At 30.8% G+C, this 13,911-nt stretch carries 16 protein-coding genes; 6 read left to right on the forward strand and 10 right to left on the reverse strand.

Features of this window, described 5'->3' with window-relative positions; translation table 4 throughout:
- Window positions 1–29 precede the first annotated feature (29 nt).
- From MR07_RS00155 to MR07_RS00180, 6 genes are all read right to left on the reverse strand, one after another.
- Entirely contained in the window at window positions 30–413 is a 384-nt protein-coding gene (locus MR07_RS00155; protein ID WP_024070844.1) for a hypothetical protein, read from the reverse strand.
- Entirely contained in the window at window positions 379–573 is a 195-nt protein-coding gene (locus MR07_RS04310) for a hypothetical protein (protein WP_024070845.1), read from the reverse strand. The genes MR07_RS00155 and MR07_RS04310 overlap by 35 nt, the downstream gene beginning before the upstream one ends.
- Window positions 574–633: 60 nt before the next feature.
- Complete coding sequence (locus MR07_RS00165) at window positions 634–1,146, reverse strand: hypothetical protein (protein ID WP_043901130.1); 513 nt, start codon at window positions 1,144–1,146, stop codon at window positions 634–636.
- A 101-nt stretch (window positions 1,147–1,247) separates the two neighbouring features.
- Window positions 1,248–1,769, reverse strand: coding sequence for a hypothetical protein (locus tag MR07_RS00170; protein ID WP_024070848.1), 522 nt, complete (start codon window positions 1,767–1,769; stop codon window positions 1,248–1,250).
- A 117-nt stretch (window positions 1,770–1,886) separates the two neighbouring features.
- On the reverse strand, window positions 1,887–5,207 hold the full coding sequence (locus MR07_RS00175) for a DUF3713 domain-containing protein (protein ID WP_024070849.1): 3,321 nt from the start codon (window positions 5,205–5,207) through the stop codon (window positions 1,887–1,889).
- A gap of 150 nt (window positions 5,208–5,357) precedes the next feature.
- Window positions 5,358–5,942 (reverse strand): hypothetical protein, encoded by a 585-nt coding sequence (locus tag MR07_RS00180; RefSeq protein ID WP_024070850.1) that lies wholly within the window; start codon window positions 5,940–5,942, stop codon window positions 5,358–5,360.
- A gap of 5 nt (window positions 5,943–5,947) precedes the next feature.
- Between MR07_RS00180 and MR07_RS04315 the strand changes: the two genes are divergently transcribed.
- Window positions 5,948–6,088: a hypothetical protein gene (locus tag MR07_RS04315; protein ID WP_024070851.1), complete on the forward strand. Its 141-nt coding sequence runs from the start codon at window positions 5,948–5,950 to the stop codon at window positions 6,086–6,088.
- An 18-nt stretch (window positions 6,089–6,106) separates the two neighbouring features.
- Here the strand turns inward: MR07_RS04315 and MR07_RS00185 are convergent, their stop codons facing one another.
- Window positions 6,107–6,700, reverse strand: a complete 594-nt coding sequence (locus tag MR07_RS00185) for a hypothetical protein (protein WP_024070852.1) — start codon at window positions 6,698–6,700, stop codon at window positions 6,107–6,109.
- A gap of 170 nt (window positions 6,701–6,870) precedes the next feature.
- The gene (gene dnaX, locus MR07_RS04055; protein WP_024070853.1) at window positions 6,871–8,640 is read right to left on the reverse strand and encodes a DNA polymerase III subunit gamma/tau; all 1,770 of its coding nucleotides are present in this window, start codon (window positions 8,638–8,640) and stop codon (window positions 6,871–6,873) included.
- A gap of 125 nt (window positions 8,641–8,765) precedes the next feature.
- On the opposite strand from dnaX, the gene rpmE reads away from it, so the two are divergent.
- The 3 genes from rpmE to MR07_RS04525 all read left to right on the forward strand — a co-directional run bounded on the left by rpmE (window position 8,766) and on the right by MR07_RS04525 (window position 11,070).
- Window positions 8,766–9,002 carry a 50S ribosomal protein L31 gene (gene rpmE, locus MR07_RS00195; RefSeq protein WP_024070854.1) on the forward strand — a complete coding sequence of 79 codons (237 nt, stop codon included), beginning with the start codon at window positions 8,766–8,768 and terminating at the stop codon, window positions 9,000–9,002.
- A 129-nt stretch (window positions 9,003–9,131) separates the two neighbouring features.
- The gene (gene prfA / locus MR07_RS00200; protein ID WP_024070855.1) at window positions 9,132–10,229 is read left to right on the forward strand and encodes a peptide chain release factor 1; all 1,098 of its coding nucleotides are present in this window, start codon (window positions 9,132–9,134) and stop codon (window positions 10,227–10,229) included.
- A 394-nt stretch (window positions 10,230–10,623) separates the two neighbouring features.
- A complete protein-coding gene (locus tag MR07_RS04525) occupies window positions 10,624–11,070 on the forward strand; it encodes a class I SAM-dependent methyltransferase (RefSeq protein ID WP_235062724.1) in 447 nt (148 codons plus the stop codon).
- Here MR07_RS04525 and MR07_RS00210 read toward each other — a convergent pair.
- On the reverse strand, window positions 11,060–11,932 hold the full coding sequence (locus MR07_RS00210; protein WP_024070857.1) for a TIGR00282 family metallophosphoesterase: 873 nt from the start codon (window positions 11,930–11,932) through the stop codon (window positions 11,060–11,062). The genes MR07_RS04525 and MR07_RS00210 overlap by 11 nt on opposite strands.
- A 155-nt stretch (window positions 11,933–12,087) precedes the next feature.
- Here MR07_RS00210 and MR07_RS00215 point away from each other — a divergent pair, with 155 nt between their 5' ends.
- Together MR07_RS00215 and MR07_RS00220 are read left to right on the forward strand one after the other, a co-directional pair.
- Window positions 12,088–12,543 carry a hypothetical protein gene (locus MR07_RS00215; RefSeq protein WP_024070858.1) on the forward strand — a complete coding sequence of 152 codons (456 nt, stop codon included), beginning with the start codon at window positions 12,088–12,090 and terminating at the stop codon, window positions 12,541–12,543.
- A gap of 2 nt (window positions 12,544–12,545) precedes the next feature.
- Window positions 12,546–12,968, forward strand: a complete 423-nt coding sequence (locus tag MR07_RS00220) for a hypothetical protein (protein WP_024070859.1) — start codon at window positions 12,546–12,548, stop codon at window positions 12,966–12,968.
- A gap of 329 nt (window positions 12,969–13,297) precedes the next feature.
- On the opposite strand, the gene MR07_RS00225 is transcribed toward MR07_RS00220, so the two are convergent.
- On the reverse strand, window positions 13,298–13,891 hold the full coding sequence (locus MR07_RS00225) for a hypothetical protein (RefSeq protein ID WP_024070860.1): 594 nt from the start codon (window positions 13,889–13,891) through the stop codon (window positions 13,298–13,300).
- Window positions 13,892–13,911 lie beyond the last annotated feature (20 nt).

Raw genomic sequence — 13,911 nt, forward strand, 5'->3', positions numbered from 1 at the left:
GTAGAGGGGTTCAAGAACCCCAGATTTATTTAAAGGTTATTCTCAGAGATCTCAAAAGGAGTTAATTTAATTTGAAAGTAATTTTCTAATTGTTCTTCTGGAGGATTTTTGACTTGAGAACAAAATAGTATATCAGAATATCCCTTTTCCAAATCTCCTAACAAGATATAGCAAATTCCATCCCCTCGGTCTGCACTAATAAGGTTTAGAGGAAGATTTTTTGGAAAATTTTCCCAATCTTCTAGATCATCTAGATTCCAAGTCTGTTCTTCCTCTTTGGAGTTCACTAACTTTGCTGAAAGTTGATTATTATTTTTAAGTTGTAGATCTTTCAATTCTTCTAGTTTTGTTGAGTCACTATTGTAAAGGAAATACTTATTATTTGCACAAACTAATAATTTTTTTTGTGCCACTAGAAGAACTTGAAGTCAAGATTTCGTAACAATTTTTCTCTGGAGGTAAAGTTGCTTTATTGTAAGAGTTTGTAATTATAGAAATTTGTGAAGTAGTTACAACAACAACACCTGTGGTGGCCAGCAAAGGAATAAATTTAGCTAAATTTAAGAAATTCACTTAAGGTTTATTCTTTTCTAGTTAAGAATTAATTATTTCAGTTTAGAAAAAATTAACTTCTTAAAAAGGAATTAATTTGATGAATCCTGCATCTTTAGTTGAACTTCAAGAGCAGAAAATCTTTGCATCTCTATTGTCGTTTAATTCATAAACTAGAAAACAATAGTTTTCTTCTTTAGGTAGACCACTTCCTTCTATAGGTTTAATTGAACTAAGCGCTAGTGAAATATCTTGAGAAGAAGGTTCTCACTCTTGATTTTCAATTTCTCAGCTGAAAGTTTTATCTTCTTCTTGAGTTTGAGTCTGATTTGCTAATTTTGCCAAGATCTTATTATTGTTAATCTTTACATCCGTTAACTCTTCCAGAGAGTTTTTATATAAATAGTACTTATTATTTGAACAAACTAATAATTTTCCATCGGAATTGACCTTTGTACTAATTGAATAACAATTGTGTTTTGACAATACACTTGAGTTAATTAAGGGTGTTTTGGGCAAAAGAACTATTGGAATAGAAATTGTTGCCCCAGAAACAGATAAAACAACAAATTTAGATAAATTCAGAAGATTCATTATTTATAAAAAACAAGTAATTTAATTTGTTGAAAACTTTGATTGATTAAAGGTTTGAAAATTAGTTTAGAACAGTAGAAAACTTAACCTGTTTTAATTTATTACTTTAAAGGAGTAAGGTGAATGATATTTCCAGTTTTGTCTCCATCAGAGTCTTTGAAAGAACAAAATATTTCAGGCTTGTCTTTAGTATCACCCAAACTATTTAAAAGATAACAGTAATTTTCTTCTGAAGTTGTCTCAAGTTCTTCCCCTGAATCTTCCAATTTAAGGGATAGCCCTTCGAGAAAATGCTCAAAACCTTTTGATGTAATTTTTAGAGTTTCACTCTTTCCCGCTGAAAGTGTAGCTAAAGCCTCTGCATTCCCTTGAGTCTTTAAGTCTTCCAGCTCGTGCATCACATTTTGCTTATTGTTGTATAAGTAATATTTATCATCTTCGCAAACTAGTAGTTTTTGTCCCAAGTTAGATTCAGTATCAATTCCATAACAGTCTTTTTCTTTTAAAAAATCTTCTAAAGCGTTAATAGGAGTTGTTCTTGAAATTGAAAAAGTCATTGGTGTAGCAACAGAAACACCAACTAAAGACAAAATGACAAATTTGGATAAACCTAAAAGACTCATTGATTGTTATTTATAAAAATTACTTAAGTTTATGGAACCTTGAGGTTAATTTTTATTAGTTATTTTATATAGGATAGTCTGGAAGTTAATGATCCCATGGATTATTGGATCAAAACTTTAAAGAATAATTGAAGAGAATTGATCTTTTAAGTAATAATCATCGGAGACAAGATTGTAGACCTTACCTCCAGCATAATTACCTCTCATTAGGTAATGGTTAATAGCTTTAGCTTGTAATCCTGGATCTTGCGCTTTCTTTACTATATCCTTAATTACTGCATCTGGAGTTAACTTTTCCTTCAGGAATTTTGCAAATTTTTCTGTACTTTGTACATCATCTGCGCTATATTGAATTAGATAAACTACCGCAGAACCCTCATCAGAGTCTTTGGTTGAGAAAACATGTGCTTTTTTATCACCGGAAGAATTTCACATTAATCCTGAGAAAGCTTTTTTGTCATGTGTGCCATTGGAGCTATCAGTAGTTGAAGAGCTTGCTAGAGTTAATTGAATATCGTTAACTCCTGTTGTTATTTTTTCTTTAATAAATTTTTTTAGCAGTTCTTTTCTTTCGGTTAAGCCGTACCATTCTAGCATTTCAACTTTTTTAGATTCATCCACATCCTCTTTTAAATTTTTGTAATCCGGCAACTTAAATATTTCTCCCAGAGAACTATTAATTTTGCTTAGTTGCTGGATAACACTATAGAGTTGTCTATTTGACTTAATTAGATCTATTTGTTTTGTTATATCTGTCCAATTTATATGACCTTCTTTCAAGAGGAAAGAAATGATTTTTTCATAAAGATCTCCTGGAAGTTGTAATTGAGAATTTCTAGTTAGAGAGCCTTTGTAACCCATTAATTGAATTTCTGAATTTGTAGAACCATTTCCTCCAGAACCATTGGCAGGTTTTTTAATGGTCGAGACGGAATATCTGTCTGGGGTTTTTATACATCTTCTTGGATCTAGTGTCTTTGTGTCCCATTCTTTTCCATTAGAGCTCGGATCCGGAGTTGATGCAGTTGCAGAAGAAGCAATTGGAGTTCAGAAGCTTTTTTTCCCTCCAGAACCTCCACCATTCGCTTCCCCATTAGAAGGATCAATAGGATTTTTATCATCACTTTGAGTACAGAATTTATTTCAACTTAGGGAGAAAGCATAACCACCAAATAGTTGTTCTTTAATAATATTTTTGAGCAATTCTCTGTATTCTTTTAGAGAATCTTCCAATAGATACAGAGAAGTAACTAAAAGCCTAGTTTGAGATCTTTCTAAAGTATTGGCTTCCTGTAATGGCCGTTTAGAAAGATTATTTATAGTTAATAAGTTCTTGATAGCCCCAAATTTATCTGAACCATTTTTTGCAGGCTCTGTTCCTGCAGAAGATAACTTATAAAGTAAAGTGTCAGAGACATGTGACAATTGTGAAACTGACAATTCTTCCTTAATAGCCTTGTGAAGCATATCAATTAATTTGTTTTGAGATGTTTGAGGCGCAGGAGCTGATCTCCTTTTTCTTCTCGCTCCTTCTCCTGAAAAATTAAAGAATCCGTTGTAGTTTTTTGTTAGTGTTTTTTCTAGTTCTGAAAGAGGATTAGGAGATTCTTTTTCACCTTTAGTTGAAATTTGTTGAGTTAAATCGGAGATTTTCTCAAAAGAAAAGGGAAGTAACAATGTTTTTTTGAGTAAATCCATAGTTGAAATTTTTTCTAGAAGGAATTCCGCTATTTGCCTTTTCATACATTCTTTATGATCTTTAGAATTCTTGGTATCTTCAAAAGATCAATATTTGTCATCTTTATGGTCTCCTGAACCATGATTCTCTTTTCCCTTTAACTCAGCATGTTCAATCTTTTTCCCCTGATTCTGAGCCCCTTCTGACTTCTTGTCAAAATAGTCCCCCAGCTTTTTTAGGTGCTCACTTACAGAATTACTAATAGTTTCTAAATTAGTTTTTTTAGAAACTTCTTTTAAAAATTCGGGAGGGTTAGCATCAACTGTACCTAATTTATAAAGATAATTAGATCCCTCTCCAGAGTAATCAACCATTTTCAAAACATCATTATTTACTTTTCTAATGTCTCAAATTTTTAAGTTGTCATTAAGTTCTGTAAGCTCTCCATTAAGTTTTCAAAGTTTCACCAAACTTTCTATAACTTCCTTGCAAAAGCAAGGAATAGTTTCCTTTTCTCCGTTTTTGAAACCACCTTGATTAATAAATAAGTAATACTGTAGTAGAAGATATGAAAAATTCTTTTTTATATATTCTTTGAATTCATCAACCATTTGTTGTTTACTTTTTTCAAAGTTTTCCTTTGGACCTTCCTTCTTCTTTTTAGAACCATTTGAATGTGCGAGCAAAAAGTTGAATCCATTCGCATCTCTTCAGAAAATTTTCTTTTGCTTTCCTTGGCCATTGCAAACTACAAATTCAACACTATTTGTGCCATTAGATGGACCACTCTCTCCATTAGAAATACAAAAAAGTTTTAATGGCCCATCTTCTGGTTTTTTGTCTTTACAAGTTGTATTGCTTGTATTATCTTCATTTCCTTGAGAAAGATATTTCAAAACTAAGTTGGTTTGCGGAGTATTTTTTGAAGAAACTCATTTAATAGTTATTTTTTGCTCTCCCTTTCCTTCTTCTCCATTACCATTTGCAACCTTCTTTCATTCTTCTAATTTCTTCTGTTCAAAATCAGGGAATCAAAAGTTAGGTTTATTAGGAAGTGTTATGTTGTTGAATTTATCTTTATAATTTTTGCTGGTTTCTTCTTGAAATGTTTCAGCATAGGGGAAAATATGGTGAATAAAAGTACCAGCTTTGACTCCCTTCAATCACTGGGACATTAAAAACCCGATAAAAGAGAAAGAATTCGAAGGAACAGGCCCTTTTAGTGGTGCGAATAAATGATCTTGAGAGTTGTAGTAGGATTCGATACTTCTAGTATCTATTTTTCCTAAAACAAAATTTTCTAGAGCTGAAAGATATTTTTCTTCATCAGAGACTCAATCCCTCTTAACTCTTTTGGTGTCTTTCCTTTTTTGTTTAATGAATCCTTCAGCTTGGGCTTTAACTCCTTTTAGATAACTAGAAAAATGTTGTTTTTGTTGAGTGTGTTTTTTGTCTTTAAATAAACTTCCATCAACAATATGCTTAGCGACTTGAGTCGCAAAACCTCTCATTAAGAGAGGTATAGAATTAGGATCTTTAACTAATTCTGAAACTAACTTGACTGGAGTAAAATCACCCTGTTCTTGATCTCCCCCCCCGAGTGATTTAATAAACTTGCTTACTTCTTTTTTGAGAGAATGTTTGAAATTAATCTTTCCAAAATTTCCAGTGAGTTCTGAGGCAACTACGGAACCAATAGTTGGACCTCCAAAAAACGGAAGCAGCAGTCACAGCAGTCTCTTCCTCCATTTGGGAGTCATTAGATAGGATTACTCCTATCCAAGACTAAGAACAAAATTGCATAATGGCTATAACAATTTGTGTAGAAATCTAGATAAATCCTTTTAATAGACTATAGTGTCTGTTAAAGTCTTGTGGAATTAAATGATTATTCTAAAGTTGAATTTCAATTATTTTTCTAGATATTGGTGTAGTTTAGTAGCAATATAAATGTAGTCTTGGCCAAAATCAACCTCAGGTTTTTGGATCTTAATAGCTTTAAATTGGTCCTCTCCAGATTGAGTCACTTCTCCCCTCCATTCACCTATGATTTCAGACTTTTGAAAGTCATTACTGGTGAAGAATATTTTGTAGTCCTCTGTTTCACTCTCTTGTTTTTCTACTTTCATTTTTATTTCAACTCTTTTACCTACCTGAAGAGCATCTCTTCATGTAAATAATTTATTTGGGAATAATTCTGCCCAATCGTTTGGAAAATTGGAGTCTGTATTCTCATTAGCATTTTCACAAAGAATTGTGTAGTAATCATTTACAAGACCTCCTTTATTTCATAACATTTTTTCTAAGTCATCTTTTTCTTTATCTTTATAAGATACTATTTGGCAATTTCCCTTCTCTTCTTGAAGTTGCTTAGGTTCCGGAGATTTAGGAGGAGTTTCTAGTTGTGGTTTTGTATCCTCGGTTGATTCTTGACTTTGTTGATCTCCCAATTCTTCTGTTGCTTGGCTTTCTGATCCAGAGGCAACTTCAGTCACAGTAGATGGTTGACATAATTTCAGAATTTCCTGTTCCAAAAGAATTTCAATTAGAAATCAATCAAGGAATTCCTCCACAACCTCCGCCTACTCCAGCAAATAAAGTAAGAGCCTTAGCGCTTAAAGACATTGTTAGAAAATCTTAGATGATTCCAAAATTACTTTTAACTTGGTATTAAGTAGATTATGTTATCCTGAGTGTTAGTAGATGGGGAAGTGACATCAATAATTATTGCAATCTCTCCATCCTCACCTTCGCTTATTTTTTGCATTTTGTAACCTCACTCACCAGTTATGGCAGATGCAAATTTATTTCCTGTGAATACTACTTGTCCGTAATTAGATTTCTCTTCTTCATTTTCAGGAATTACATTCATCTTGATATTTATTTTTGATTCTTTTGTTATTTCTTCTCCTACTTTAAAAAAGTCTCTTGCAAATAAACCCGATCAGTTTTTGGGAAGATGTGATATTTCATTTGCGCTAGTGTCTATACAAGAAAAAGAGTAGTAAGAATCTTTACTTAAATAAAGATTCTTAGAGATCTCGTCTAAACCTATTCCAGCAATTGAATCTACTAACTTACAATTACCAACACCATCTGTTTCCGAAGAAACACTAGTCTTTTCAACAGGATTAGAAGCTTGCTCACTTTGATCAGTTGTAGAGCTACTTCGAGACAACATAAAAGGCACTCCTACACAGCTCCCTCCAACTAGTCCAGAACATAAAACAAAAGCTTTAGGGCCTAAAGACATATCTTACAAAATTTTTTAATTTCTTGTATTTTAACCATTTCTATGGATTACATGCTAACAGTATAGAACATCTCTACTGTTGTGTAGGTCGTAGTTACAGAAACTTTTGTTTTTGAAACTTATCAGGTAAACAGTTTAATGCTCATTTAGACAATAGTCCCATTCAATCATTAAGCAACAAATTTAGTTTCCTCTTTAGATAAAAATGCTTTTTGTATTTTTTGCAATAATACTGTATCTCTTGTAGAATCAAGAGTTGTGTTCTCTTGAACTTTAAAGCTCTTATTATTTCTAATAGCAGATTGAAGTTCTAATAGAGTTATTCCCTTTCAATTAATAGAGTTATTAAAAATTTTGTGAAGTTTTTTCTTGATGTCTAAGTTTTTTACTTTTAAGTTAAAGTAGTTAGACTTAGACTCATTAGAAAACACAACTATACAAGAAAAATCTTTAGAACAAATTAACTCATATTTGGAAATCATATTTTCAAATAATTGAGAGACAACTAAGTCTTTTTGCTCAAACTCTTCTTCTCCTTTTAAATAATTGTTTAGTAAAGAGTAGTATTCTTTACTAACTTCCTTATCAGCTTTTCTCAAAAGTAAGATAATTTCCTTTTCATTAGCCAATAATTGGCTGAATTTAAATTGTGGTAGATCAACACTCTCAAATTTGATAAGAGAGTGTCTAAATAAGCTTGTTGATTTAGGTAAATCTGAAACTTTAGTTTTTTGAACTATAGCTTCGCTTAGTAGTGCACCTAAAGATAAGCTCTCGTGATTATTTTGTTCTTGCTTTTGAGAACTGGCAGCTTGAACAACTTTAGGTATTTCTTGTTTTTTATCTGTTTGGGCTTTTTCTTTTATTAATTTGTTAATAGTTGGCTGGAATGAGGAATGACAACATTCAAATAAATTAACTAGTAGATATTTTGAGTAAGAAAAAGAGAATATATTAGTTCCAGTTGAAACAGATGGAGCTAAAAAGTTAATCATTTTATTTAAATTAGGATTTTGTTTCAGTAAAGACTGAGCCCTATCTTCAGAAATAGAACTTAAGACTTCTTTAGAAGAACTTAATTGATAGAACGAAAGTTCTAATAATCTATCTAAAGTTAACTCAAATAGTCTATTGGAGTTAGTTAGATTTTTTTTAATTTTTTCTATTGCTTGTAGATAGTTAGAGCTGCAGATTAAATCTAATAACTCTAATGACTCTTCTTCTAGATTAGAAAGATTTTGCAATAATTCTTCGTTAGAAGTTTGAGTATCAGTTAATAATTTTTCTAAAGAGACAATAGCTTCTCTAGCTGAACCTTTAGAGTTCTCAGAAAGTTTAGAAATAATCTCTGAGGTTATTTCTCTATTTTCAGCTTTAGAGATATTTGAAAGAAGTTGATTTAAATCTTCATATTGAATAGGTGAGAAAAACAACTTCTGGCATCTACTCAGAATAGTGGGAATAATCTTGTGTATAGCTGTGGTAAGAAAAATAAGTATTAGATGTGAAGGCGGCTCTTCTATTAACTTAAGTAAGGCATTTCATGCCTGATAACTTAAGCAATGTGCCTCATCTATTACATATATCTTCTTAGAGAGTAATAATGGAGGATAGACAGAGTTCTTAATCATTTCTCTAATATATTCCACTCCATTATGTGTTGCACCATCAATTTCTATTAGATCTGTACACTCTCGTTTTTCTATAGCCTGACAGTATTCACAATTTCTACACAATTCTTTGTTTTCAGAAAATTTAGAACAATTAATGGCTTGCGAAAACAACCTAGCGGTGGTTGTTTTTCCTGTACCATTTGGACCATAGAAGATAAAAGAATGTATATCTTCTTTATTAGTTAAAAAATTAATTAATAGATTTTTAGTTAATTCTTGACCTATTAAATCTTTAAAGTATTTAGGTCTGTGTTTGTTGTATAGCACAGAAATCTATAAATTATTGGATTATTAATCAAAAAGTTAGTAGGAAAAAAGACTATTCTGTGAGAATAGCTTTAGTGAATCAATTTAATTTAAGTTCATTAAGAGTTCTAAGATTATAAATTGAAATGTCTGCACACAAAAAAGATTTAATTAATAAGCTTGTAACTTATAGTTGTAACTCCTGTGGATCAACCTATAAGTTACTTAGTGGAGATACTTCTCAAAAGACAGTTCCTTTAGATATTTGTGCAGCTTGTCATCCTTTTTACCTAGGAAAATTGTCTTCTGAATCAACTTTGGGACTTGCAGAAAAACTTAAAGATAAATTCTCTTCAGGAAGAAAGCATTTGGGCAATCTTTAGGTATAGAAGTTCAGAGTATAAAAATAACAATAATTTAAAAAGATAGTTTTTATTAGGTTTAATTAGGTAAAAGGGATAAAAATCTTTCAATTAGTTTAGGAATTTTAAATTAATTATTAATTAAAAGATATGATTTACAACTCTAAACTTTATGCATTTTTAAATTCAATCACTGAAAAACAAAAACAACTAGAAGAAAAAGTCTTACTAGATTCTTCTAGCTTTAAGAATGTATCACTGCAAAAAGAACTTTCTAGAAATAGAGAATTAATTTCTAAATTTGCTATTTATAAAAAGCTAATTTCTGATTATGAAGAGTGTAAAAACTCTTCAGTTAAAGAAAAGAATATGGAGTTAAAGCTTTTATTGGATGAAGAGTGTTCTGAGTTAACTAAAAAAATCTCACAATTAGAAAATGACTTCAAGTCTGAGTTACTCCCAGACAACAAATATGATGAAAAAAATATAGTTATTGAAATGCACTCGGCCGCAGGCGGGGAAGAAGCGGCTATATTTGTTGCAGATTTATTTGATTCCTATAAGAAATATGCACAGGAAAATAAGTGAAAACTTAGCGTTGTGGAATTAAGAGAAAGTGAAAAAGGCTTGGCTTTTGTCACATTTCGACTTTCTGGAAAAAAAGTCTATTCCAAGATGAAGTATGAATCAGGAGTTCACAGAGTTCAGAGAGTTCCTGAAACTGAATCAAAAGGTAGAGTTCACACTTCTACCATTACAGTAAGTGTTCTTCCCGAGGAGGATGAAATTGAAGTTCAGATAGACCTGTCTGAACTAAGAATAGATGTTTATAGAGCCAGCGGAGCTGGAGGACAACATGTTAATAAAACTGAATCTGCTGTACGAATTATTCATATTCCAACCAATATTATGGTTGCTTGCCAGCAAGAAAGATCTCAGTTGTTAAACAAGGAAATTGCTTTGAAAATTCTTAAGGCCAAAATAAGAGATCGAGAAAGAAAGTTACAACAAGAAAAACAATTTATTAACTTGAAACAACAAATTGGTAAAGGGGAAAGAGCTGAAAAGATTAGAACATATAACTATCCCCAAAATAGAATGACTGATCACAGAATTCTATTAACTATTAACAACTTAACTTCCATTATGGAAGGCAATCTCTCTCAAATTCATCAACAATTATCTTTAAAAGAACAAGAAGATTGGTTTAACAATTTAGCAGATAATTATTCAACTCTAGATAAATAGGAAAAGAAAAACTCTTTCTTTTAGAGAATTAGTTTCTTCTTTTCCTAAAGAACTGTCTTATAGAATCTTTGAATATATTTTTTTATCTTCCAGTAAAGTTAACAACTTAACTGAATATGAATTATTCCAAGATGAGCCAATAGATTTTAGTTGTAAATTAACTGAAAAGTTAAAGAAAAGACTTTTTGATACAAAATATCCAATTCCACGAATAACTAAATGTACTTTTTTTAATAACAGAAAAATTCAGTTATTCGATGGAGTTTTTGATCCTAGGACAGAAACAGAACAATTAATAAAAATAGCTAAGGAATTAGTAGAAGAATTAAAGATTAATTCTTTTACCTATTTAGATCTTTGCTCTGGATCAGGAGCCATTTACTTTTCTTTGTTATTGGAGCTAGGGAACAAAATTTCTTGTTCTGCAGGAGTCGATTCTTCTTTTAGAGCTTGTCAAAATATCTTAGAAAACTTGTCTAATCTAAAAATTCAAGGAAACCATAAAGTGTATTTGTCTAATTGAGATAGTTTTTTAGACAAAAATAATAACTGAGAATTAATAACTATAAATCCACCATATTTGTCTTCAGAAGAATGAAGTGAAAAACTTCAATATGATCCAAAGAATAGCCTAGTGGCTAAACAACAAGGTTTAGCTCACTATAGAAAATTCTTGGATTACTTAAAAAAGAATGAGCATTGAAAAGTAATAATTCTAGAGTGCAGTGAGTTTCATGAGGAATATTGAAAAAACATAGAAGAAACCAATTCAAATTGGTCTTTAAAGAGATATAGAGACTATCTAGGTAAATTTAGGATAGTCTCTATAGTTAGGAAATAGTTAATTGATATTTATCAACCTTAAATCCTTCTCTAAGTATTATTGGTTGAATATCTACTGCTTTGTAAGTATCAGTATTAAAAGTCAGTAGTACTGAACAAAATTGTCTAGGCCCCTCTTGGGGCTCTAGAATAAATTTTTTTTCAGGATAAAAGAATTTTTCTATTATGTCATGTTTTGCCCCTCCTATGACTCCACAAGAAGGACCAGTCATCCCCACATCAGTAATATAGGCAGTTCCTTCTTGAGTTATTACATAGTCATTAGTAGGAATATGTGTGTGTGTTCCTAAGACTGCAGAAATCTTTCCATTAAAAGCTCAAAGAAATGCATTCTTTTCGCTTGTGGTTTCTGCATGTAGATCTACTATATGTATTCCCTTAAAGTTATTGGAATTAAGTTGATCCAATAACTTACTAAAAGTCAAAAAACAATTGGTTTGATTGTTTTTGAACATAACACTATTACCAATCAAATTGGTAATTCTTATTTTTAATCCTTTGTAATCCATTTCTTTGCTCCCTATTCCTAGGGAAAAAAAATTAAAAGATTCTCTTAAATTAAGTGGCCTAATTAAATTACTGTAAGTTTCAAAAAGTTCTTTTAGACTTTCTTTCTTTGATCAAGAATGATTTCCTAAAGTAAAGAAGTTTACCCCAACTTCCATTAATTGACTAAGGATTTTGGGAGTAGTTCCTTTTCCATGTGCTGAATTTTCAGCATTCGCAATAACGAAATCAATGGAATGTTCTTTTTTAAGTCTTGGGAGATTTTCTTTAATAATGTCTCTACCGGGTTTTCCAAATATATCTCCAATAAACAAAATTTTTAGTAAATTACTATTTTGGTTGTCTTGTGTCACCTAGGGTCTAGAAAAACAGTAATTTAGCTTTAAATTTAAAAAATTTATAAGCCTTCCAATCTATTAAATTTGAAACTTTTAAGTATAAATTGTTCCAATATAGTGCGGTCCAAAAAGTAAAATTTAAAAAAATTTTGTTTTAGTTTTTTACTGATATGGCGACTGCTATTTGTGCTGTAGTATTTACTGGCTGTCTTGCTTTAAGTGTTATTGTTTCTTTTGCCTTCCAAGCCTACAATATGTGAAAAACTAAGAACTTCAGGTTTCTACATAAAGATATTTTTTCCTTGTTCTTTGCAGGAGCTTTGTTGTTTAGCATAGCTCTTGTTGCAGGTCAAACAAGTATTTTGAATGGTTTTAGTGATAGTTCATGAGCTTGCAATCCAGTTCGTTGAACTTGAGTAGGTTTTAGTATTTTCATTAGCATTGTGTGTTTGGGAATGCTTGCTTTTGCAACTATGAATAATGGAAAGAAATTGGGAAGTCAAACTTCTGATGGCGTATCTGATCTTCACAGTTACAGTGTTGATGAAGAGGAAGAAGAATCTTTTGAGCCCGTTGCAGAAATATTGGGGGGGGATCTCTCTTCCAATTTGCAAGGTAATATTTAGGTATGGCTTTAGATGTAGCTATTTTTTCATTATGAGATGCAACACCTAAAATACTTTATGGTTTTGGAGTTTTTGCTTTTTCCTCAATCATTTACTGACAGTATAAGAAAGTAAATGAAACCAGAAATACAGTAGGTTTTAGTAAGGGTTTTCTTGTTGGACAATTATTTTTTAGTATTTTCTTAATATTGGGCTCAATATTCAGATGATTGCAAAACAATCCTTTTGACGCAACTTCTATTAACTCTCCTTTGATTCTTATTGGTCTTTCTCTTTTCTGCGTTAATCTTTATACGTTAAAGATGAAGTTGGAAAATACAGATTTAGCTAGAAAAGCTGGTTTAACTGAAGCTCAACACTATGAAAGAATTATTTTTCCTTCCTTGGAACCAAATGAAATGAATAATGTTACTCTTCTGTCCTAGTCCCAAGTAAGTTAATAGTAAGAAAAATAAATTAATTAGTTGAGATCAATTAAATAATTATTCTGATTAACTAATAGGTCTCTAAAACTTAGTTTTTGGTTTTTTAAATAAACAAATAATAAAAGCTGTTTATTAGACATTTGGATTAATTTTTTGACACAACAACAAATAATCTAAAAACACTTTTCAATTTCATTACATACTCTTAATAAAATCCTCTTGTTTAACCTTAAAAACTCTTAATAATTCTTTTCTGCCTATAAATTTATATTTCTACAAATTTCGCCAAACTATCTCAAACTCTACTAAAACAACAATAAATGCACTATTTAATAGTTAGGTATTAATTGTTCTCTAAAACACTTAGAAAACAACAATCTAGCCTTTAATTTCAAAAATTGTGCAGGACTAACAATCTTTATAGATTTTGGACCTCCAATATTAGACAATCTACCATTAATTCTTAAGCTAAATAGTCCTCCCAATACAGGTAGTAATAAATTAGCTAAGCAAGAGACTAAGTAATTAAAGTCTCTTGCTTTAAAGAAGCAAAATAGAGATACTAGTGTAAAAGCGAGGTTAAGAGAAGAAGAAATAATTGATATTAAATATATGGGTTGAATAAAAGATCAAAAACCTCGCTCACTAAAGAAGGAACCTAAACCATTTTGAGCTATAAAAGAAGATGCATATTGATGAGTTGATTGCACTGAAGAAACAGGAACCCTTGTTCTTAAATTTATAAAGGGATTGAGTATAAAGTTTTTTAGCGGAAAACCTTTATAGTATTCATTTCCATCACTAAGAACTCATATATGGTAGTAACTTATTAACGAAACTAAAGAGATTCATCCAAAAGAACTAATAAGGTTCAGATAAGAAGAAAAAAAATTTATTTTTTTAGATAAGTAAAGATAGTTCATAAGTTACTAACTAATAATTA

The organism is Mycoplasma ovis str. Michigan, from assembly GCF_000508245.1.
Lineage (GTDB): Bacteria > Bacillota_I > Bacilli_A > Mycoplasmatales > Mycoplasmoidaceae > Eperythrozoon_A > Eperythrozoon_A ovis.